Source organism: Nocardia canadensis (genome assembly GCF_032656385.1).
GTDB lineage: Bacteria > Actinomycetota > Actinomycetes > Mycobacteriales > Mycobacteriaceae > Nocardia > Nocardia canadensis.
Genome location: NZ_JAVCWB010000010.1, coordinates 1,832,596 through 1,853,384, shown reverse-complemented (window position 1 = coordinate 1,853,384; position 20,789 = coordinate 1,832,596). Strand labels below are relative to the sequence as shown.

Sequence of the window (20,789 nt, the reverse complement as noted above, 5' to 3'; positions counted from 1 at the left end):
CCTCGACAGAACCGAAGCCCCGCCGGTCACGACCGGCGGGGCTTCGGCAACTCTGTCAGCTCAGCAGTTCGACGGCACCGGCTCGTTGCGGAACCGGGACTCGACGTAGTTCCAGGCGTCGACGAAACCGGCCGCGGCGGCGGTCATGTGCTCGGAGATCTCGATCGTCGTCAGCTGCACCGGGGCACCCTTGGCGCAGAAGTGGGCGACGGACTCGGCGACCGGACCGTACGGGGTCAGGGTGTCGTACTTGCCCTGCCAGATGTAGGTCGGCGCGGTGGGCGCGCCGGTGAAGTGCACCAGGCTGTTCTCGCGCAGCACGCCGCGCGCCACCTGGCTGGTCATCAGTTCCTTGGACGCCGCCATCTGCTCGGCATTGCGGAAGATGCCGTGGAACAGCAGGAATCGACGGCACGCGTCCTTGGTGAACTCACGGAACCACAGGCCGTTCTCGTTGAGCTGGTCCGAGACCGGCACCTGCTCGGGGTACTCGCGCTCGATGCCCATCGCCGCGGCGAAGGCCAGGCCGAAGCCGGGGTGCGGGGCGAAACCGAGGGCATCGGCCATCAGCTCCAGGTCGGCGGGGATGCCGCCGGCGACCACGGCGGACAGTTTCAGCTCCGGCGCGTAGGTCGGCTGCAGCGCACCCGCCCAGGCGGTGGCCATGCCGCCGCCGGAGTACCCGGCGATCGCGACCGGCGAGTTGCCCACGCCCAGTTCGGCGACCCTCTGCACCGCCCGCACGCTGTCGAGGGTGACCATGCCGCTGAGCCGCGCCGCGCCGTAGGCGACGGTCGGGCCGAGGTAGTCCGGGACCGAGATGGCCCAGCCGCGCTGCAACGGCAGCATCGCGCCGGGCGCGTCCTGCAGCTCGCCGTTGAACAGCGACTGCGACGGGTTGCAGCGCGTGCCGATGGAGTTGATCAGCGCCTGGTAGGACACCAGCGGCGGGTTCTTCACGCCGATCGGCATCAGCACGGTGGTGACGCCCATGATCGCGTTGCCCGCGGAGTTGGTGGAGCGGAACGCGATCTGCCAGCCCTCGGTCCCGGGGTAGAGCAGGGTGTCGATACGACGCTTGCGCACGACGTCACCGGGCGCCAGCGCCGCGATGTCACTCGGCGCCGTGAAGAACGGATCCGGATCGGGGGTCGGATACAACGGGTTCGCGCCCGCCGGTGCGGCGAGGAACCCCACCGACAGCAGGCTCAACACCAGTACAACGAATTTCGACACAGCTATCCTTCATCAGAGTTGTGCTGCCCAGCTGACAAGACCCGACCCGCGTCGAAGTATCTAACGAAAATGGGCCGTGCGTACCAACCAGTAGTCAAAGTGTCGCGCGCCACACGCTGTGATCTCTCACATCGGATAGGCCGCGCGGCCCTGTTGTACTGCGGCGACGAGGTGCCGGGCGGCGCGCGGACAGGAGGGGTGATGACGGCACTCGCGCTCGATATCGGGGCGACGAAATTCGCTGCGGGACTGGTAGATCCGGATTTCACGCTGCGCGGAGTGCGCCGCGCCGCCACCGCCGCCGACGATCCGTGGGCGGTGTGTCGGGAGCTCCTGCGCGTTGTGGCGGGCGACACCGTCGTCACGGCGGTCGGGATCGGTTCGGCCGGACCGGTCGACGTGCCCGCCGGGGTCGTCCGTCCGCTGAACCTGCCGCCGTGGCGCGCCGGGTTCGCGATCGTCGAGCACGTGCGGGCGCTGTTCCCGGCCGCAGCGGTCCGGCTGGCTATCGACGGCGCGTGCCTGGTGCTGGCCGAACACCGGGTCGGTGGGCTGCGCGGAGTGGACAACGGGCTGGCGCTGACGGTGTCGTCCGGGGTCGGCGGCGGGATCATCGCCGACGGGCGAGTCCTGGTCGGGCGCACCGGAAACGGCGGCCACGTCGGGCACATCATCGTCCCGGGGGACGACACCCCGTGCGGCTGCGGTGGGTTCGGTTGCGTCGAGGCGGTGGCGAGCGGTCTGTCGTCGGTGCGCTGGGCGCGCGAGCACGGCTGGACCGGCTCGACCGGCATCGAGCTCGCCGAGGCCGCGCGCCACGGCGACGGCGTGGCGACCGCCGCGCTGGCGCGGGCGGGAACCGCACTGGGACAGGCGGTGTCCAGCGCGGCCGCGCTGCTCGATGTGGACCGGGTGGTGATCGGCGGCGGCTTCGCGCACGCGGGCGAGCCGCTGTGGGGGCCGTTGCGCGCGGCGGTCGCCCGGCACGCGCGCCTGGAGTTCGTGCGCGGGCTCACGGTGGAGTTGTCGACCCTGGCCGACGGCGCGACGCTCGTCGGCGCGGGGGTGTTGGCGGCGGAAGCCGCGGCGGCGTGAACCTCGCGGGGCATCCCCGCGGCATCCCGGTGGCCGTCATCCCGCCCGCGTAGCAGGTGGGTGGGCCCGAAGTATCGGCGAAATGCCAGAATGACCCCATGACCTACACCCTCGTGCTGCTGCGCCACGGCGAGAGCGAATGGAATGCCCTCAACTTGTTCACCGGCTGGGTGGATGTCCACCTGACCGACAAGGGCATCGCCGAGGGCAAGCGGGCCGGCGAACTGCTCGCCGAGCACGACGTTCTGCCCGACATCGTCTACACCTCGCTGCTGCGCCGCGCGATCAGCACCGCCAACAACGCGCTCGACGCCGCCGACCGGCACTGGATCCCGGTCATCCGCGACTGGCGCCTCAACGAGCGTCACTACGGTGACCTGCAGGGCAAGAACAAGGAGCAGGTCCGCGAGCAGTACGGCCAGGACCAGTTCATGCTGTGGCGGCGCAGCTACGACACCCCGCCGCCGCCGATCGCCGACGACAACGAGTACAGCCAGGAAGGCGACCCGCGCTACGCGGGCATCGAGGTCCCCAAGACCGAGTGCCTGAAGGACGTCGTCGCCCGGATGATCCCGTACTGGGAGACCACCATCGCCCCCGAGCTGCTCACCGGCAAGACCGTCCTGGTCGCCGCCCACGGCAACTCCCTGCGCGCGCTGGTCAAGCACCTCGACAACATCTCCGACGAGGACATCTCCAGCCTGAACATCCCCACCGGCATCCCGCTGCGCTACGAGCTCGACGAGAACCTGCGCCCGGTCAAGCCGGCCGAGTACCTGGACCCGGAGGCCGCCGCCGCAGGCGCCGCCGCCGTCGCCAACCAGGGCGGCAAGTAGTCGTTTCCCGATCGGCCCCGCACCGTCCACCGGTGCGGGGCCGATCTCGTTCGGTACGAGGTCGGGTCGATGCCACACTCCGGGGTCCGGCATCGCCGCTCGACCGGATGGCTCCTGCGCGATGATCGCCAGGCCGGCCCCACATTTCTGACCAGACTGTATTCCATTGCTGCACGGCCGATTTGGGTGATTCGCGGTCCGGCAGGCGATGGGCGTACCTTCGCGCGCATGGTCTCGCCTCCGTCGAATCCACATGATGCCTACTTCCGGTGCGTCATGGCCAGGCCTGTCGACGCCGCCAGCGAGATTCGCGCGGCGCTCCCCGCCGCCATTGCCGCCGAACTCGACCTGGCGACCCTGCACCTGCAGCCAGGCAGTTTCGTATCCCGGGAGTTGCGCTCGCGCTACAGCGACCTGCTCTACAGCGTGCAGTTCGACGGCAGGGACGCCTACCTGTACGTCTTGATCGAGCACCAGTCCGGCAATGACCGCTTCATGGCGCTGCGAATGCTGGAGTACGTGGTCAACATCTGGGCCCAACACCTCCGCGAATACCCCGGCGCACAAACACTGCCGCCGGTGATCCCGCTGGTGGTCCACAGTGGGCACGCCAGCCGCTGGACAGCCCCCACCGAACTGCGCCCATTGTTCGACCTCGACGGACCGACATACGACCTTCTCGATCCCTACCTGCCTCGATTCTCCTTCCTCCTCGATGACGTCGCCGCCTTGGACCTGGCCGCACTCCACACCCGCGACCTCACCCCGGCGACTCGCGTGATGCTGATCCTGCACAAGATCGCACCCGGCAGCACTCACCTCGGGGACGATATGCTGGACCTGATCGAGGATCTGCAAGCCATGGAGGCCGATCCCGATATCGACCTCCGACCGACGTTCAGCTACATCCTGATCGTGGGTGATACACCCCAGGAAGACCTGGATCGGGTGATCGAGCAACTCGGTCCGCGCGCGAAGGAGGCGATCGTGACGACAGCGGAACGTCTACGCGCTGAGGGCGAAGCCAGGGGCGAGGCCCGGGGCGAGGCCAGGGGACGGGCGGAGCAACTCATCGAGCTCCTGGCTGGGAAATTCGGTGCGGTACAGGCCGAAATCGTGGCGCGAGTCCGTTCTGCCGATTCGGATCAGTTGCGGGTGTGGGCGCAGCGCTTGCTGTCGGCCGACACTATCGACGAGATCTTCGCCTGACAGTCGGCGAGCCACCCTGGCCAGGGCCTGTCGACCGCCGGCGTCTGTGTTCGGTCCATCGTCCGTGATCAGTCACACAGTGCGTGGGTGAGCAACGTGGCGATCTCGGTGGCGGTGGGGGTTCCGGTGAAAGAGAAGGCGACCGCTCGTCCTGCTTCAGTGGCGCCTGCGACAGCGGTGAAACCACGAACACCCCCGACGTGGCCGACGAAGCGGGAGCCGCACGGTAGCTGGGCGTAGCCGACCCCGAGGCCGTAGGACATGCCGTCGTCGCCGCCCATGTCGACTCCGTCGAGCATCTGCCGCAGTTGCGTCAGCGGCACCACCCGGCCGGACAACAGCGCGGTGTAGAAGCGGTTGAGGTCGGCCCCGGTGCTGACCAACGCACCGGAGGCCCATGGCACCGACGGCTCCATCCGCGTTTCGTCGGCGATCGTGCCGTCGACGGTGGTGTAGCCGGTCGGATGCGGTTCGCGCAGGCCGGTCTCGCCGGTGGCCGGGAGATAGGTGCCCGACAGACCCAGCGGGGTGAGGATCCGGTCGCGCAGCTCCTCGCCGTAGCCGCGTCCGGTCACCGCCTCGATCAGCATTCCGGCGACGATGTAATTGGTGTTCGTGTAGTCGAACCGAGCACCCGGGCTGGACTGCGAGGGGTAGCGCAGAGCCAGCGCGATTTCCTGCGCGGGCGTGAAGGTCCGGCCCAGCAGGGCCGCCGTGTGCTCGTTCACGCCGAGGGCCTCGGTCGGCTCGGGCAGTCCGCTCCGATGTCCGAGGAGCTGGCGGACGGTGATGACGCGGCCGTCGACGCCGTCCCCGGTGAGCAGGCCCGGCAGATACGTCTCGATCGGCCGGTCGAGATCGACCCTGCCCTCGGCCGCCAGCTGCAGGACCACCGCGGCGGTGAAGCTCTTGGTGACACTGCCGACCCGGACGTGCTGGGCCGGATCGACGGGCATCGGCCTCCCCGCCGCGAGATCGGCGTTGCCCGCCGCCAGCACGGTGGTGACGCCGTTGTCGGTGAGTGTGGCCAAGGCTCCCACCGCACCGGCACGGATCAGCCCGTCGAGATCGCCTCGCACGATGTCCGCGCGAGCGTGGACGCCCGACGGCGCCGGAACGGGCTCGGCCGCGCTGGTCGCGCAGGCCGACAGAAGCACGGCGGCCGTGCCGATCGAGAGAACGAGGACTCTGGTTCGCATGATCCGACGGTAGAAATCCCCAGCCGCCACCCACATCGGTCTGCGGTACTGCCATCGCCTCGGACCGGGGTACGGGCCCGACCGGCGAATCACCAGGCGACACCCGAGAATTCGGCGACCCGTCCCCGGATGTCACACCCACCCCGCCTACATCGTCACCTCGGTAGACGCCGCGAACACCGCGGCTGCCGAAGGAGGCACACCATGCACACCGCGTACGTCATCGTCACCGTCCTCGCCGCCCTCTGGGTCGGCTTCTCGGCCGTCTCGCTCCTGCGCCGCGCCCCCTTCGTCGTCGATCCGTTGATCGAATACGGCGTCCCCCAGACCTGGTGGACCCCGCTCGGTTTCGCCAAGGCCGCAGGCGCGCTCGGCCTCATCGCCGGCCTGTGGATCCCCGCCCTCGGCATCGCCGCCGCCGTCGGCCTCATCCTCTACTTCCTCGGCGCGGTAGTAACCGTTCTGCGCGCCCGCTCGTACAAAACCGTCGCCTTCCCGGTGCTGTACCTGGCTCCTGTAGCCGTCGCATTGGGCCTCGGCTTGGCCGCCTGAGTTTCCGGCAACAGCGCTGCGGCTGAACGCTGGGGGCGATCAGCCGCACGGTGCGTGCGTCACCAAGCGAATCAGCGTCGATCGCCGGCCAACAGCCGCCAGCGTTCCAACGCCGAATCTGTTCCCAGTTCATCGCGCAGCTCAGGGTTCTCCGCATAGAAATCGAGGTATCGATACAGCGCGACTCGGTCGACGGAGAACCTGGGGCACTCGAGTACCACCCATCCGGTATGTGGTGGCCGATCGAGGTTCCACGCTGGATTCGGTCTGCCGACGATGCTCGGAGATGGCGAGTAATAGGAGACACTCCATCGGGCACCGCTCATGCCCGCGATGTCGATGATCGGAACTCGCTCGAATGAGGTTCGGACTCTGTTCACGTCCTCCCACAACAACCGGGTACGTGAACTCCAGCCCTCATGGACGATCGCTCGGGGAGTGAGGATCAGCTTGCCTGGCCGGAGTCGTCCGGCGAGAGCGGCCGCGAGTGGGATAGTCGCGAACGTTCCGATTCCGGCGAATATGATAACGAGGTGCCAATATTCGTGCCATGCGGTGGTTGCAATCTCATATGCCGCGGGCAGGAAAAGAATCGCGTAGCAGAACCACATCGCTTGCTGGGCCCAGAAAAATGTCTTCGACCCTGGGACGGTGGTGGCGGCGTCACCTTCGTCGGCCCCTGACCGGAGGTTGCCGCCGTGGAATACCTGGAAGTGTTGGGTGGCCGCAACAACAAGCAAGCACCCCATCCCGACCGCGAAGACCCCTACGTATTTCGCAACAGCGACGGCCGTATCGTCGCCGCTTCGCCACATCATCGAACTGATGATTGCGCAGAGTGCGGTAGGTCCTGAAAGTCCTGCCGCCGAGACGATCTGCCGTCGTTGCTGCCCCGCTGGAAAGACCCACAGGGCAGTGTCCTTTCGCCTGTCAGAAGATTGCACTTGGTGTCGGCCGTGAGCTGTGCGAATTTCGCATGAATAGTTTTTCTCCCCACCGTGTTTCACGTGCCGATCCGGCCTGTGTGCCGTCTACACCCTGATCGCCGATTTGTAGCCTGTCAAGACCGTGCGCGAGGTGACGAATCCAGCCGGGGTTGTTGCTGCGGTCGTCGACGCCTCGGCATGGCAAGGTCGCCGCTGGCGCTAGACTTGCGGGGCATCGAGGGAGGGACTCAGTGGCTATCGGTGGGGATGCTGCCGCGCAGCTGTGGAATGCGGCGTCGTCGGGGCAGTTCACGATGGAGCCGGATGCGGCTCGGGAGATGGCTCAGTCGTATCTGCGGTTCGCGGCGATGTGCGGGACCTGGTCTGACGACGCTGGGCGTCTGCAAGATATCCATGGGTTCGGGGCGCTCGACTCCGCGCTGAACTTGCAGCGAGGGTTTTCGGACAAGGCGGCGGCGGCGAGGCAGGTGCTCGAGCAGTTGGAGTCGGCAGCAAGGAAGATGGCAGACGGATACCTGCAAGCTGCGGGAATCCTTGCCGAGGCGGACCAGCTCAACGCGACAGCATTGAGCACGATTGCTGGGCAGGCATGACATGAAAGCCGTAACGATCGCGGGTTGTGTCCTTGTCGCACTGGCTGCATCTGCGTGCAGTTCGTCGACGGGTTCCACCGACGTCGATGCCTCGGTCTCGGAGACTTCGGCCGCTTCGACGGCGACCCAGGCGGCGCGTCCGACGTTGACGGATCCGAGGCTTCAGCCGCCGGCTCAGGACACCAAGTACACACAATCGACCGGGCGACCGAAAGTCGTCTTCGACCCGTGTACCTGGATTACCGACGCTGACATCGAGTCCGTGGGCTTTCGCCCCGGCTCCAGGAAGCGCGGATCGGATCTCGTCGCCGAGTACACGTTCTTGACCTGCGATTTCCGCACCCCGGACAGTGCGATGTCGCTCGGACTGGACTCCGGCAACATCACGTGGGAAGAGGACCTGCAAAAGAACGGGTACGTGCTGGAACCGACCACAGTCAATGGTCGCCAGGCGGGACTTCTGCGCGGTGAGAAAGGGGACGATTCGTTGTGCAGGGTCCACCTGCGGACGAATGTTGGCGTCGTCATCGTCCGGACCCACAGCCTGGGCCTCGGTCGAAGCCAGAACCTCGACCCCTGCGCCAACATCATGGACATCGCCTCGGTCGTCGAGAAATCCATCGGTAAGGAGAACTGACGATGGCTGCGGTTCGCGGCGATGTGGTTTCGGGTCATTGACCCTGCTCTGTCGTTGCAGCAGGGGTTCTCGAACAAGGCGATCGGCGCGAAGCAGGTGTTGCAGCAGCTGGCGACGGCAGCGAGGGGCATGGCTGACGGATATCTGCAGGCTGCGGGAATTCTGAGTGAGGCGGACCGGCTCAACGCGGATGCGTTGAGCGAGATAGCTAGGCAGGCATAACGCATGAAAACGAGAGTGATCGCGGGCGGCATCCTCGTTGCTCTGGCGGCCTCGGCTTGTGGCTCGTCGACAGGCACCGCCGGCCCTGAACCCTCGGCTCAGGGTGGGTCGACCACGACCCAGGCGGCGCGTCCGACGCTGACCGACCCCGAGCTCCAGCCGCCATCCCAGGACAACAAGTACACGCAGTCGACCGGCCGACAGAAGGTCGTCTTCGATCCGTGTACCTGGATCGGCGACGCCGACATCGAGTCGGTGGGCTTGCACTCGGAGTCCCGTCGGCGTGGTCCCGACCTGGTCGCCGAGTACACGTACCTGACATGCATCTTCCGTAACCCGGACAACACAATGTCGCTCCACGTGGACTCAGGAAATGTCTCGTGGGATGAGAACTTGCGGAAGAACGGCGCCTGGTTGCAGCCGACGACCGTCAACGGTCGCCAGGCGGGGTTGGTGCGCGGTCAGCCGGGGGGCGAAGATGCGTGCCAGGTGCACCTTCAGTCCAAGGTCGGTGTCGTCATCGTCGGGAACCTGGTTCTGAGCCTTGGCAAGACCCAGAACCTCGACCCCTGCGCCAACATCATGGACATCGCCTCGGTYGTMGAGAAATCCATCGGTACGGAGAACTGACGGTGGCTGACGGGGGAGGGGCGCAGAATCCGCTGAGCGCGATTCTGCCTGGGCTGGATCAGCAGGTCAGCGGGCGACAGCAGCTGATCACAAAGCTATGTCGTGTGCGGAGGAGGGGGCGCTAGGATTCCGGTGGGCATCGTTGGGAGGGGATCCTGTGGCTATCGGTGGGGATGCTGCCGCGCAGTTGTGGAATGCGGCGTCGTCGGGGCAGTTGACGATGGAGCCGGATGCGGCTCGGGAGGTGGCTGCGGCGTATCTGCGGTTCGCGGCGATGTGCGATGWGTGGGYCAAGGACGCGGAAGTGCTCCGGACCATCCATGGTTTCGGGTCACTGGCGTCGGCGCAGCAGTTGCAGGGCGGCTTCGCTGAGAAAGCGGTACGAGCGAAGGAGACGCTCGGGCAGATGGCGACCGCGGCGCGCAGTATGGCGGACGGGTACCTCCAAGCTGCTGGAATCCTCAGTGAGGCCGACCAGTTGAATGCTTCGGCGCTGCGCAACCTACCAGGGCAGGTATGACATGAGATTTTGGACGACTGTGGGCTGTGCTCTAGTCATGGTGGCGGCATCGTCATGCGGCTTGGCCGCCAACGACGACGGCACTACCTCTGGCATGTCGGAGAGTTCGGCAAGTGCGGCGGCGACGTCGTCAGCGCGGCCGACGCTGACAAACCCAAAGCTGCAGCCGCCGTCTCAGGACAATAAGTACACGAGATCGTCGGGCCGGACAAAGGTGGTCTTCGACCCCTGTACGTGGATCAGCGATGCCGACATCGAGTCAGCGGGTTTTCGGCCCGAGTCCAGAAAGCGTGGCCCGGATCTCGTCGCGGAGTACACGTTTCTGACCTGCCTGTTCGACAGCCCCGGCAACCTACTTGCACTCCACGTCGACTCGGGAAACACGACCTGGGACGAGAACTTGCAGAAGAACGGCGCTTGGTTGGAGCCGACGACCGTCAACGGTCGAAAGGCAGGGCTGGTGCGCGAACAGCCGGGCGGCGAGGATGCGTGCCAGGTGCACATGGTGACGGACGTCGGTGTCGTTATCGTCGGGACGCTTGTCCAAAGTCTTGGCAAGACAAAGGGTCTCGACCCCTGCGCCAACATCATGGACATCGCCTCGGTCGTCGAGAAATCCATCGGTAAGGAGAATTGACCAATGGCTGACGGGGGAGGGGCGCAGAATCCGCTGAGCGCGATTCTGCCTGGGCTGGATCAGCAGGTCAGCGGGCGACAGCAGCAGTCCGGTGCCGAGCAGCAACAGGAATCGCTCAGTCACGGGGGTGTCGATCCGAAGTACATTCCCGAATTCGAGCCGTTCGATGGTATGTCGCACGAGGACATCTACAACGCGGTGCAGCAGATGCAACCCGGGGTGATGCAGCAGTTCGGTGATCAGTGGGTCGCGATGTTCACGGAGATCTCCGGGGCCGTGACCGGGCTGATGATTCAGACCGCGCGGGCCTCGTCGAGCTTGCATGGCGAGTTCGCGTCCGCTGGCGAGGCTGCTGGGCGGAAGTTCATCACCGAGGCGACGGATGTCTACACCGTGCTGTCGGCGGTCGGGCATCGGGTGAAGGCGGCGGCGTATGGCGCGGAGGCGGTGAAAGTGGCTGTGCCGGCGCCGGTCAACGCGACCGAGGGGAGCAACGTCGGGACCTCGGTGCCTGCGACTCTGGCGGAACTCTCGGTTCCCGGGTCGGCGGCAGCGACCGAGCGGGAGAAGGACGACCGGCGTCAGCAGGCGATCGCGGCGATGAAGATGACCTACATGCCGACCTACGGCCCCGCCGGGGAGAACGTGCCGACCTTCGTCGCACCCACCCAGCCGGGTACCGGCGGCGGCACCGACGACCCCGGCACCGGTGGCGGCGGATCGAACAACGGCGGCACCACCGGTGGTGGCGGAACCACCACCGACGACGGGACGACGACCGGCGAAAACCCGGGGACCACCGAGGAAACCACGCAACCCGGAACGACGACCGACGACGACACGACGACGGCGGGCACGGATACCGACGACAGCGGCGGTTCCGACGACTCGCAGGGCGACGACAGCAGCTCGACCAACCCGGCGAGCACCACTCCCGCGTCGACGACCCCGGCCACGACCACCCCGGGTACCAGCCCGGGTGGCGGTGGTTCGCCGGGGTCCGGGTCGCCGGGCGGTTCGAGCCCGGGTGGCGCCACGCTGACGCCGGGCGGGTCCGTCGCCGGGCGGGCGCCGGCGGGCGTCGGTCAAAACCTCGCGGCCGCTGGGCTTTCCGGCGCGGCGGGTGCGGCCTCGGCCGGGCGCGGCATGAGTCCGGGCATGATGGGCGCGCCGGGCGCGCGCGGCGGCGGTAAGGACGACGAGCAGGAACACAGCGCTCCCGACTACCTGCGCCGGGTGCAGCCCGAGCTGTTCGGCGACGACGTGCCCGCGGTGCCCGGCGCCATCGGCGCGGACGCACCGGCGACCCGGGTCGCTGACCAGGATCAGGGCGGCGCGGGGGCATCGTGAGCTGGACCTTCACCGCCGACGAATTCGCCGTGGTCTGGCAAGGGGAGACCGGCGACGACCGGTACCCCTTCCCGCTGACCGTGTATTCGGACGCCCTGACCCAGAGCGAATACGAGGAGCTCGCCCGGGCCGCCGCGCAGCGCTGGCCCACCGGCGCCGATCCCGACCTGACCGCGGTGCTGCGGCACGCGGCGCGGCCGGACACCGCGATGGCGGCCTTCGACCAGGCCGGGCCCCGGTTGCGTGCCTATGGCGCGCGGTCGGGGGAGCGCGGGGTCGTGATCCGGCAGTACCACGACAACAGTGTCGAGGTGTTCTCCGGCAGTGCCGGGATGGTGTCGCGCGCGTTCGCCTCCTTCCTCGGCGAACTGCCCGCCGGGCAGGCCGGGCATCTCGTCGAGGACGTCGACCGGCTGGCCGCGCACTTCGAATCCTGGCAGCGCGCACCGGATTCCGTCGCCGAGCGGATGCACCGGCTCACGGCTGCCGAACGCGCCGCGTCCGGCCACATCGAGGCCAGGGTGGGGTTGCACGCCGCGCGCGCGATCCCGGCCCGCTACCTGACCTGGCTCGACGTCGCCGACGACGGCCGCTACCTCAGCTACCGGCGCTACCAGGATCTGCACATCGAACCCGCGGGCAAGCAACGCCTGATCGACGCGATCGAGGCCATCGCGACCGCTCCCGCGCGAGGTGACTGAGACCGGCGACCGTGCACCGGGGACCGCCGGGCCCGCGGCAGGTGGCGGAGGAAGACCACTTAGGAGTCGGCCACCGCGAACGCCGCCGACAGCGGGGGCAGCATGGCCCGTGCGTTCGCACCGGCGAACCACAAGCCGACGGTGAAGACCGAGGTGGCTTCCAGGTATTTCGCGCGATGCAGTCCGCCCGCGGGGAACGGTTGCAGGGCAAGGTCTTCGGCGAGAGACGCTACGGCGCGTACGGCCTCGGCGTTGTCACCGCAGAGCGGGACAGCCAGCCGCTCGCCGTCGAAGACGCGATCCGCGCCGGCCCAGACCTCGGCGGCGAGCAGGTTGAAGGCTTTGACCACGTGGGCTTTCGGAACGCTCGCCGCGATGCGTTCGGCCACCGCGTCCTCGCTCAGTACGAACGCGGTCACGCCCTCGGGTGCGGCCGCGTCGGGCAGGAAGGCGTTGGTGCAGTCGATGAGGACCTTTCCCGCCAAGGCGTCGCGGTGTTCGCCGAGCAAGAGGGTCAGGGCGTCCACCGGTACCGCCAGCAGCACGACGTCGGCGGCCGCGATCGCCGAGCCGATGTCCCCGGCGCGTACCGCGGGCTCGGCCGCCGAGGCGATGACATCTGCCTCGGTGGATCCGGTCGCCGACGGGCGCGGATCGCGCGGAGTCGAGCTGATCCGGGCGGCGAGCTCGCGTCCGGCGTCGGCCGACCGCGCGCCGATCCACACCTCGTGACCCGCCGCCGCCCAGCCGCCGCCGAGCGCGGCCGCCATCGCACCCGCGCCGATGATTCCGATTCGCATGAGAACTCCCGAGATCCGTGGTTGCCGAGCCCGGTGGCATCGACAGCACCGACGGTAGGAATTCCGATGGGCACTCCCGGGTGCCTTTCGGCGGTGGCAGGCTGACTCGCATGACCGCGGTACCGGCCGAACCGGCGCAGTACGCGCCGTATGGCGACTACGAGTCCGACTGCCCCGCCAGGATGGGCGTGGATCTGTTCGGGAATTCCTGGCTACCCGTGATCGTGTACATGCTGCGGGATGGTCCGCTTCGTCACAGTGACCTCCGTACCGCCGTCGGTGGGATCAGCCAGAAGATGCTCACCCAGACGTTGCGGCGGATGGAACAGATGACGCTCGTACGCAGGCAGCGCTACGCCGAAGCGCCGCCGCGGGTGGAGTACGAACTCACCGAAGCCGGCCGCGATCTGCTCCAGCCGATTTATGCGCTCGGCGCATGGGTCGACCGGCACGGGGCCGCGGTGACCCTCGCGATGTACGGCGAACCGGCGGACTGACACGCCCGCCGACACTCCAGGTGCCTGCCGGGTGAACGGCACGAGAACGCCACGCCAAGGGCCTGTGACCTGCGCGAAACTTCGACGACCCGCCACCGATACGTCGGTCGGCACTCGTACGATCAAAGTGTGAGTGTTCCGCAGGCCGTGCTGTTGGCAGTCCTCGCGGCTGTCGTCGGACTGGCAGTCGGAGGCCTGCTGATCCCGTACGTCAACGCCAGACAGGCCGCCCGCACCCAGGAAGACACCGGGCTGACCATGTCGCAGGTGCTCGACCTGATCGTGCTGGCGTCCGAGAGCGGCATCGCCGTCGTCGACGAGTACCGCGACGTGGTGCTGGTGAACCCGCGCGCGGAGGAACTCGGCCTGGTCCGCAACCGGTTGCTCGACGAACGCGCGTGGGCCGCGGTGGAGAAGGTGCTGGCCACCGGCGAGTCCGCCGAATACGACCTCACCGCCAAGAACCCGCTGCCCGGCCGTGGCCGGATCGCCGTGCGCGGCATCGCCCGCAAGCTCTCGCGCGAGGAGACCAGCTTCGTCGTGCTCTTCGCCGACGACGACTCCGAGCAGGCGCGCATGGAGGCGACCAGGCGCGATTTCGTCGCCAACGTCAGCCACGAGCTCAAGACCCCCGTCGGCGCGATGAGCCTGCTCGCCGAGGCCATGCTGGAATCCGCCGACGATCCCGACGCGGTGCGCCACTTCGGCTCGCGCGTGCTGGCCGAATCGCGGCGCCTGGGCAAGATGGTGACCGAGCTGATCGCGCTCTCGCGGCTGCAGGGCGCCGAGAAGCTGCCCGATCTGGCCGTCGTCGACGTCGACACCGTGGTGCAGCAGGCCGTGGACCGGTCGCGCACCGCCGCCGAGGCCGCCGGCATCACCGTCAGCACCGACCGGCCCAGCGGGCTGGAAGTGCTCGGCGACGAGACGCTGCTGGTCACCGCGCTGTCGAACCTGGTGGAGAACGCCATCGCGTACTCGCCGCAGGGTTCGCATGTGTCGGTGAGCCGGTCGCTGCGCGGCGATCACGTCGCGATGGCCGTCACCGACCGTGGCATCGGTATCGCCAAGGAAGACCAGGAGCGGGTGTTCGAGCGGTTCTTCCGCTCGGACAAGGCGCGCTCGCGGTCCACCGGCGGCACCGGGCTCGGCCTGGCCATCGTCAAACACGTGGCGGCCAACCACAACGGTGAGATCACCCTGTGGAGCAAACTGGGCACCGGCTCGACGTTCACGCTGCGCATCCCCGCCCATCTGGAAACCGATGGGGACGAGGACGCGGAGCAGACGCCGGAGCTCGCCACGAGAGAACCCATCATCCAGCGCACCCCCGCTGGACGAACGAACGGTGTGGAGGCACGCAGATGACGAGTGTGTTGATCGTCGAGGACGAGGAGTCGCTGGCCGATCCGCTGGCGTTCCTGCTGCGCAAGGAGGGCTTCGACGTCACCGTCGTCGGCGACGGTCCGTCCGCGCTGGCCGAGTTCGACCGCTCCGGCGCCGACATCGTGCTGCTGGACCTGATGCTGCCCGGCATGAGCGGCACCGATGTCTGCAAGCAGCTGCGCACCCGCAGCGGCGTGCCGGTGATCATGGTGACCGCCCGCGACAGCGAGATCGACAAGGTCGTGGGCCTGGAACTGGGCGCCGACGACTACGTCACCAAGCCGTACTCGGCGCGCGAGCTGATCGCCCGCATCCGCGCCGTGCTGCGCCGCGGCGCGGGCGACGAGCTGGACTCCGGCAGCGAGAACGGCGTGCTCGAGGCCGGTCCGGTGCGGATGGACGTGGACCGGCACACGGTCCACGTCAACGGCGGGCAGGTCACCCTGCCGCTCAAGGAGTTCGACCTGCTCGAATATTTGCTGCGCAACTCCGGCCGCGTGCTCACCCGTGGGCAGCTCATCGACCGCGTCTGGGGCGCCGACTACGTCGGTGACACCAAGACCCTGGATGTGCACGTCAAGCGCCTGCGCTCGAAGATCGAGGCCGATCCGGCCAAGCCCGAGCACCTGGTCACCGTGCGTGGCCTGGGGTACAAGCTCGAAGCCTGATCCCGCGAACGAACAGAGCCCCGTCGGTCGGACCGACGGGGCTCTCGTGTTCGGAGGGAATTAGATCGTGCTCCAGGCGGCGCCGAGCGGGGTGTCGATCTTGCGCAGCGGGACCCAGCCCCACGGGTCTTCCTGCATGCAGTCGTAGATCGCCACGTCGGTGCCGGTGCCACGGCAGGCGATCGTGGTCGAGGTGCCCTGCGGGCTGACGATGATGTACTTGCCGTCCTGCGCCGCGGTCAGCGCCTCGGGAGAGTTGTAGTTCACGAAGCTCGAGGTGAAGTCCGCGTACTTGGCCGGGTCACCGTTCGGTTCGGCGTTGGCCAGGCCGGTCATGGAGAGGGTGGCGCCGATCACGAGGGTCGCCAGGGAGAGCGCTTTCTTCGACATGGATAACGATCCAACCCGACCGGAGTGACTTGCGCATGACCACGGGGTGAACCAGCAGGTTACGAGGTTTTCACGCGGACTGATTCGAAATGTGAGCCTCGGGGTGGATCCGCTCCGCCTCCACCGTCGCCGGATGCACCGCGATCAGGCCGAGGCCCTCGCGACGGCGGCACAGTTTCGCCAATTCCTCGTACGCGGGAGCGCCGAGCAGTTCGCGCAGCTCGGGACCGTAGGACTGCCAGACCGGCTTGGCGCCGACGTGCGCGTCGGGTGAGCCGGTGCAGTACCAATCCAGGTCGAGCCCGCCGGGACCCCAGCCGCGGCGGTCGTACTCGGTGACCACCGTGCGCAGGATCTGTTCTCCGTCAGGGCGTTCCACCCAATCCTGGGTGCGGCGGATCGGCAGCTGCCAGCAGACGTCGGGCTTCACCTCGAGCGGTTCGATGCCCTTGCGCACGGCCATGATGTGCAGCGCGCAGCCGGGACCCGCGGCGAAACCGGGCCGGTTGAGGAAGATGCAGGCGCCGTCGAAGCGGCGGGTCCGCAGGGCCGGTTCGTCCTCGAGCTCGTCGAGTTCGAGGTAACCCTTCTTGACCACCTTGCCGTTCTCGGTGGCCTCGCCCATCAGCTGCCAGTCCTCGGGTGTGAGCATCTTCACAGCACCGGCCAGGCGCTTGCGGTCGTCCTTGTCGGCGAGGAAAGCGCCGTGCGAGCAGCACCCGTCGTCGGGGCGGTCGGCGATGATGCCCTGACAGGCGGGGGTGCCGAACACGCACGACCAGCGCGACAGCAACCAGGTCAGGTCGGCGACGATCTGGTGCTCGTCGTTTGCTGGGTCGGTGAACTCGATCCACTCACGGGGGAAGTCGAGCTCGACCTCGGGGCTCGGGTCGATCTTTCGCCCAGGTCGGAGCCGGGTCTCCGCGGTGCCAGATGCGCCTTCGGTCACAACTTGTGACGCTAACAGTTCAGTCGCCTGACCTGTAGTACCGGATCACCAAGTACCGTATTCCTGTGCGGCTTGGTGTTCTCGATGTCGGAAGCAATACCGTTCACCTGCTCGTGGTGGACGCGCATCGTGGTGGTCACCCGATGCCGATGAGCTCGTCGAAGTCGGCGTTACGGCTCTCGGAGAACATGGACGGCGACGGGCGCATCACCGAGGCGGGCGAGGCGCGGCTGATCGCGACCATCGACGAGTTCGCCGATCTGGCGCGTAATTCCAAGTGCGTCGAGCTGATGCCGTTCGCCACGTCGGCCCTGCGTGAGGCCACCAACTCCGACGAGGTGCTGGCCCGGGTGCGCGCCATGACCGGGGTCGACCTGCAGGTGCTCTCCGGCGACGACGAAGCCAGGCTGACCTTCCTCGCGGTGCGCCGCTGGTTCGGCTGGAGCGCGGGCCGCATCATCAACCTCGATATCGGCGGCGGCTCGCTGGAGATGTCCAACGGCGGCGACGAGGAGCCCGATGTCGCGCTGTCGCTGCAGCTCGGCGCGGGCAGGCTGACCAGGGAGTGGTTGCGCGACGATCCGCCGGGCAAGCGCAAGATCGCGGTCCTGCGCGATTGGCTCGACGCCGAACTCGTCGTCCCCACCAAGACCATCATCGAGGCGGGCAAGCCCGACCTGGCCGTCGGCACCTCGAAGACGTTCCGCTCGCTGGCCAGGCTGACCGGAGCGGCACCCTCGGCCGCCGGTCCGCGGGTGCGCCGTACACTGACCAGCTCCGGTTTGCGCCAGCTGATCGCGTTCATCTCCCGGATGACCGCGGCCGACCGCGCGGAGCTGGAAGGCGTGAGTTCGGACCGGTCCCAGCAGTTGGTGGCCGGCGCACTGGTCGCGGAGGCGAGTATGCGGGCGTTGTCGCTCGACAGCATCGAGATCTGCCCATGGGCGCTGCGTGAAGGCCTGATCCTGCGCAAGCTGGATACCGAGCCGAACGGGGGTCCGGCCGTCGCCCCGCCGGTCGCCCCCGTGGCGAGAGCGGAGTCGGCATGAGCGGTGACGATTCGAAACAGCTATCGGTCGCCGAACTACTCGCGCGCAATGCCGCGCAGGGCGCCTCGCCGCCGGCCGGCGGTGGCGGTGGCAGGCGACGGCGTAGTGGTCGCGGACTCTCGGTCAATGATCTGACCGGGGAGAACGCGGCCGTCCGGCCGACCTCGCACGCCGCGCCCGCTCCGGACCCCGAGCCGCCCGCCCCGGTCTATCAGCCCGAGCCCGCCCCTGCTCCCGTCTACGAACCTCCCGCGAGTTATCAGCCCGCGCCGTATCCGCCGCCGGGCCCGGCCGAGCCGGCGTTCTCGCCGATGTCGGGGCCGATCACCCGCTTCGATCCCCACTCGGGGTTCTCCGCTCCCGATCCGAACGATCCGCTCGGCGTGGCCGGTCCGCGCCCGGCGGCCGACCCCTTCGGCCCGTTCCGCGCCGAGGCGCGTGAGAGCGGGTCGCGCGGTGCCGGACGCGGTCCCGGCCGGCTGGGCGCGCCGAACTCGGCCCAGCCGGTCGATCCCGGTATCGCCGAGCTGTTCGGCTCCGGCGCCCTGCCCGCGGTCGGCGGCGGCCGTCGTCGCCGGGCCGACCCGGACGACGCGCCCGAGCCCGAACCGCCGCAGGCACCGCCCGCCACCGGCGGCCGGGCCGCCCGCAGACGGGCCGCCGAGGCCGCCGAGGAAGCCGCCGCCGCGCCCGCGGCGTGGTCGCCGGAGGCGCCCGGGTACGCCCAGCCCGCGTTCGAACCGCCCACGCCCGGCCCCGAGCCTGCCCGTGGCTTCAACGGCCGCCAAGACCCCGCCCCCGCATTCGGCGGCTTTCCCGGTACCGGTGCCACGCCCGGGTTCAACGCGTTCCCCGAGTTCGGCCCGCGTGCCGACGTGGACGCCACCCAGGCCTACAACGTCGCGCCCGCCGCGGACGCCGCGCAGGCCAGGGGGACCGGCTGGCCCGCGCCCGAGGTCGATCAGCGTCCCACGCTGGACCGCAGGCGCGGCGGGCCGGAGACGGGCAAGTCCGGTGGGTTGCCGTCCTGGTCGGCGCGCAGGCACCGGCCCGACCCGGCGCCGCCCGCGCCCGAGACCGGTGGGTTCCCGACGGCCGCCTGGTCGCCGGTCAGCCAGGAGCAGCCGCTGGTCTCGGGTCAGTCGGTCGCCGGTGACCTGCTGCGCCAGCGCGCCGAAGACGCCGACGCCCGTACCGAGGTCTACCGCGTCGGCGGCAATCGCGCCGCCGAGCCGGACACCGACGACTACGCCGAGTCCGACTATGTCGACCGCGACTACGTCGACAACGACTACTCCGAGGCGGACTACGCCGACGGCGAGTACGACGCCGCCTACGACGATGACGACTACGACGACGGCTACGAACCCGACCCGAAACCGACCAGGGCGAGCAGGCGGGCCGCGACCAGGGCCGCCGCGTCCAAGGTGGCGAGCCGGGCCAAGTCGCGCGCGGCGAGCCGGGTCTCGGCCGGTCGCGTCTCCCGGCTGGCCCGCGGCGCCGCCGCGGACGACCACCGCAGGCAGTGGCTGATCCTGGCGGGCCAGAGCGCCGGCGCGGCGGTCGCCGGAATGTTGCTGTTCAAGGGTTTCGAGACGATGTGGGAGACGCTGCCGTGGGTCGCGCTCGCCCTGGCCATGGTGGTCATCCTCGGACTGGTGGCCCTCGTGCGGATACTGCGCCGCACCGACGACATCTACAGCACTGTGATCGCCGTCGTCGTAGGCGTCTTCGTGACGCTCGGACCGCTAGCCTTTCTCCTCAGTACCAGCTGAAGCAGGGAGTGGGCTGTGGGGAACGCGCGGGCGGATATCGGAATCGGGCTCTCGACGGCGTCGGTGTATCCGGAGAACACCCAGGCGGCGTTCCGCTATGCGGCCGAATTGGGTTACGACGGTGTGGAATTGATGGTGTGGGCCGAACCGGCCAGCCAGGACATCGCGACCGTGCAGTCCTACGTCAAGCGCTACGGGGTGCCGGTGCTCGCGGTGCACGCGCCGTGTCTGCTGATCTCCCAACGGGTCTGGGGCGCCGACCCGGTGGCCAAACTGGAGCGCAGCGTGCGCACCGCGCAGGCGCTCGACGCCGACACCGTGGTGGTGCATCCGCCGTTTCGCTGGCAGCGCCGTTACGCCAAGGGTTTCGCCGACCAGGTCGGTGAGCTGGAGGCGAGCTACCCGGTCAAGGTCGCGGTGGAGAACATGTTCCCGATGCGGGCCGACACCCTGTTCCGCGAGGGCGCGGTGCGCAGGCTCGAACGCCGCTCCGGGCCCGGTCCCGCGGTGAGCGCGTTCAGTCCGTCCTTCGATCCGACCGACATCGGCTTCGAGCACTACACCCTCGATCTCTCGCACACCGCGACCGCGGGCGCCGACGCGCTCGAGCTGGCCCGGCGGATGGGCGAGGGCCTGGTGCACCTGCATCTGGCCGACGGCCGCGGCGCCGCCCACGACGAACACCTGGTCCCCGGCGACGGCACCCAGCCGTGCGCGCAGCTGTGCGAGCACCTGGTGCACACCGGCTTCACCGGGCACGCGGTCGCCGAGATCAACACCCAGACCGCGCGGACCACCGCCGAACGCTCGGCCCTGCTCGGCCGCACGCTCGACTTCGCGCGCAGGCACCTCACCGGTGCCACCCACGCCGACCTCACCTGAGCCATCGACTCGGTCACACCGCCGCAGTA

General features: G+C 68.6%; 23 protein-coding genes. 17 read left to right on the top strand and 6 right to left on the bottom strand.

The genetic code is table 11. From position 1 onward, the window contains the following. Positions 1-60: 60 nt before the first annotated feature. Positions 61-1,236, bottom strand: a complete 1,176-nt coding sequence (locus Q7X29_RS31710; protein WP_308248700.1) for a lipase family protein — start codon at positions 1,234-1,236, stop codon at positions 61-63. 201 nt (positions 1,237-1,437) lie between these two features. On the opposite strand from Q7X29_RS31710, the gene Q7X29_RS31705 reads away from it, so the two are divergent. The 3 genes from Q7X29_RS31705 (at position 1,438) to Q7X29_RS31695 (ending at position 4,376) form a co-directional block, all read left to right on the top strand. Beyond that, entirely contained in the window at positions 1,438-2,331 is an 894-nt protein-coding gene (locus tag Q7X29_RS31705) for an ROK family protein (protein ID WP_316576216.1), read from the top strand. Between the two features lie 98 nt (positions 2,332-2,429). Continuing rightward, positions 2,430-3,167 carry a phosphoglyceromutase gene (locus tag Q7X29_RS31700; protein WP_019049486.1) on the top strand — a complete coding sequence of 246 codons (738 nt, stop codon included), beginning with the start codon at positions 2,430-2,432 and terminating at the stop codon, positions 3,165-3,167. A 228-nt stretch (positions 3,168-3,395) separates the two neighbouring features. Continuing rightward, the gene (locus tag Q7X29_RS31695) at positions 3,396-4,376 is read left to right on the top strand and encodes an Rpn family recombination-promoting nuclease/putative transposase (protein ID WP_316576215.1); all 981 of its coding nucleotides are present in this window, start codon (positions 3,396-3,398) and stop codon (positions 4,374-4,376) included. 68 nt (positions 4,377-4,444) lie between these two features. Here the strand turns inward: Q7X29_RS31695 and Q7X29_RS31690 are convergent, their stop codons facing one another. After that, positions 4,445-5,575, bottom strand: a complete 1,131-nt coding sequence (locus tag Q7X29_RS31690; protein ID WP_316576214.1) for a serine hydrolase domain-containing protein — start codon at positions 5,573-5,575, stop codon at positions 4,445-4,447. A 204-nt stretch (positions 5,576-5,779) separates the two neighbouring features. On the opposite strand from Q7X29_RS31690, the gene Q7X29_RS31685 reads away from it, so the two are divergent. Beyond that, positions 5,780-6,127, top strand: coding sequence for a DoxX family protein (locus Q7X29_RS31685; protein ID WP_316576213.1), 348 nt, complete (start codon positions 5,780-5,782; stop codon positions 6,125-6,127). Positions 6,128-6,198: 71 nt separating this feature from the next. Here Q7X29_RS31685 and Q7X29_RS31680 read toward each other — a convergent pair whose 3' ends face one another. Then, positions 6,199-6,945, bottom strand: coding sequence for a hypothetical protein (locus tag Q7X29_RS31680; RefSeq protein WP_316576212.1), 747 nt, complete (start codon positions 6,943-6,945; stop codon positions 6,199-6,201). A 359-nt stretch (positions 6,946-7,304) separates the two neighbouring features. Between Q7X29_RS31680 and Q7X29_RS31675 the strand changes: the two genes are divergently transcribed. The 7 genes from Q7X29_RS31675 to Q7X29_RS31645 all read left to right on the top strand — a co-directional run bounded on the left by Q7X29_RS31675 (position 7,305) and on the right by Q7X29_RS31645 (position 12,364). Further along, positions 7,305-7,667, top strand: coding sequence for a hypothetical protein (locus Q7X29_RS31675; protein WP_316576211.1), 363 nt, complete (start codon positions 7,305-7,307; stop codon positions 7,665-7,667). 1 nt (position 7,668) lies between these two features. Further along, positions 7,669-8,304, top strand: coding sequence for a DUF3558 domain-containing protein (locus Q7X29_RS31670; RefSeq protein ID WP_316576210.1), 636 nt, complete (start codon positions 7,669-7,671; stop codon positions 8,302-8,304). A gap of 225 nt (positions 8,305-8,529) precedes the next feature. Beyond that, positions 8,530-9,156 carry a DUF3558 domain-containing protein gene (locus Q7X29_RS31665; RefSeq protein ID WP_316576209.1) on the top strand — a complete coding sequence of 209 codons (627 nt, stop codon included), beginning with the start codon at positions 8,530-8,532 and terminating at the stop codon, positions 9,154-9,156. A gap of 157 nt (positions 9,157-9,313) precedes the next feature. After that, positions 9,314-9,676: a hypothetical protein gene (locus Q7X29_RS31660; protein WP_316576208.1), complete on the top strand. Its 363-nt coding sequence runs from the start codon at positions 9,314-9,316 to the stop codon at positions 9,674-9,676. After that, positions 9,639-10,313 carry a DUF3558 domain-containing protein gene (locus tag Q7X29_RS31655; protein WP_316576207.1) on the top strand — a complete coding sequence of 225 codons (675 nt, stop codon included), beginning with the start codon at positions 9,639-9,641 and terminating at the stop codon, positions 10,311-10,313. The genes Q7X29_RS31660 and Q7X29_RS31655 overlap by 38 nt, the downstream gene beginning before the upstream one ends. Before the next feature lie 3 nt (positions 10,314-10,316). Continuing rightward, positions 10,317-11,663 (top strand): hypothetical protein, encoded by a 1,347-nt coding sequence (locus Q7X29_RS31650; protein WP_316576206.1) that lies wholly within the window; start codon positions 10,317-10,319, stop codon positions 11,661-11,663. Continuing rightward, a complete protein-coding gene (locus Q7X29_RS31645) occupies positions 11,660-12,364 on the top strand; it encodes an ESX secretion-associated protein EspG (protein WP_218721988.1) in 705 nt (234 codons plus the stop codon). The genes Q7X29_RS31650 and Q7X29_RS31645 overlap by 4 nt, the downstream gene beginning before the upstream one ends. A gap of 59 nt (positions 12,365-12,423) precedes the next feature. Here the strand turns inward: Q7X29_RS31645 and Q7X29_RS31640 are convergent, their stop codons facing one another. Then, positions 12,424-13,164, bottom strand: coding sequence for an NADPH-dependent F420 reductase (locus Q7X29_RS31640; protein ID WP_316576205.1), 741 nt, complete (start codon positions 13,162-13,164; stop codon positions 12,424-12,426). 110 nt (positions 13,165-13,274) lie between these two features. On the opposite strand from Q7X29_RS31640, the gene Q7X29_RS31635 reads away from it, so the two are divergent. From Q7X29_RS31635 to Q7X29_RS31625, 3 genes are all read left to right on the top strand, one after another. Beyond that, complete coding sequence (locus Q7X29_RS31635; RefSeq protein WP_218721986.1) at positions 13,275-13,661, top strand: winged helix-turn-helix transcriptional regulator; 387 nt, start codon at positions 13,275-13,277, stop codon at positions 13,659-13,661. A 129-nt stretch (positions 13,662-13,790) separates the two neighbouring features. Then, a complete protein-coding gene (locus Q7X29_RS31630; protein WP_218721985.1) occupies positions 13,791-15,029 on the top strand; it encodes a sensor histidine kinase in 1,239 nt (412 codons plus the stop codon). Beyond that, positions 15,026-15,715 (top strand): response regulator transcription factor, encoded by a 690-nt coding sequence (locus Q7X29_RS31625; protein WP_019049472.1) that lies wholly within the window; start codon positions 15,026-15,028, stop codon positions 15,713-15,715. Before Q7X29_RS31630 ends, Q7X29_RS31625 begins: the two co-directional genes overlap by 4 nt. Before the next feature lie 60 nt (positions 15,716-15,775). On the opposite strand, the gene Q7X29_RS31620 is transcribed toward Q7X29_RS31625, so the two are convergent. Then, entirely contained in the window at positions 15,776-16,105 is a 330-nt protein-coding gene (locus Q7X29_RS31620; RefSeq protein ID WP_218721984.1) for a hypothetical protein, read from the bottom strand. 70 nt (positions 16,106-16,175) lie between these two features. Further along, positions 16,176-17,054 (bottom strand): hypothetical protein, encoded by an 879-nt coding sequence (locus Q7X29_RS31615; RefSeq protein ID WP_308248698.1) that lies wholly within the window; start codon positions 17,052-17,054, stop codon positions 16,176-16,178. Positions 17,055-17,119: 65 nt separating this feature from the next. Here Q7X29_RS31615 and Q7X29_RS31610 point away from each other — a divergent pair, with 65 nt between their 5' ends. From Q7X29_RS31610 to Q7X29_RS31600, 3 genes are read left to right on the top strand one after another with little or no spacing between them, the layout of a single operon-like run. Further along, complete coding sequence (locus Q7X29_RS31610) at positions 17,120-18,103, top strand: Ppx/GppA phosphatase family protein (protein ID WP_218721983.1); 984 nt, start codon at positions 17,120-17,122, stop codon at positions 18,101-18,103. Next, on the top strand, positions 18,100-19,878 hold the full coding sequence (locus Q7X29_RS31605; protein WP_316576204.1) for a hypothetical protein: 1,779 nt from the start codon (positions 18,100-18,102) through the stop codon (positions 19,876-19,878). Before Q7X29_RS31610 ends, Q7X29_RS31605 begins: the two co-directional genes overlap by 4 nt. 15 nt (positions 19,879-19,893) lie before the next feature. Next, entirely contained in the window at positions 19,894-20,760 is an 867-nt protein-coding gene (locus Q7X29_RS31600) for a sugar phosphate isomerase/epimerase family protein (RefSeq protein ID WP_374104825.1), read from the top strand. Positions 20,761-20,789: the final 29 nt, after the last annotated feature.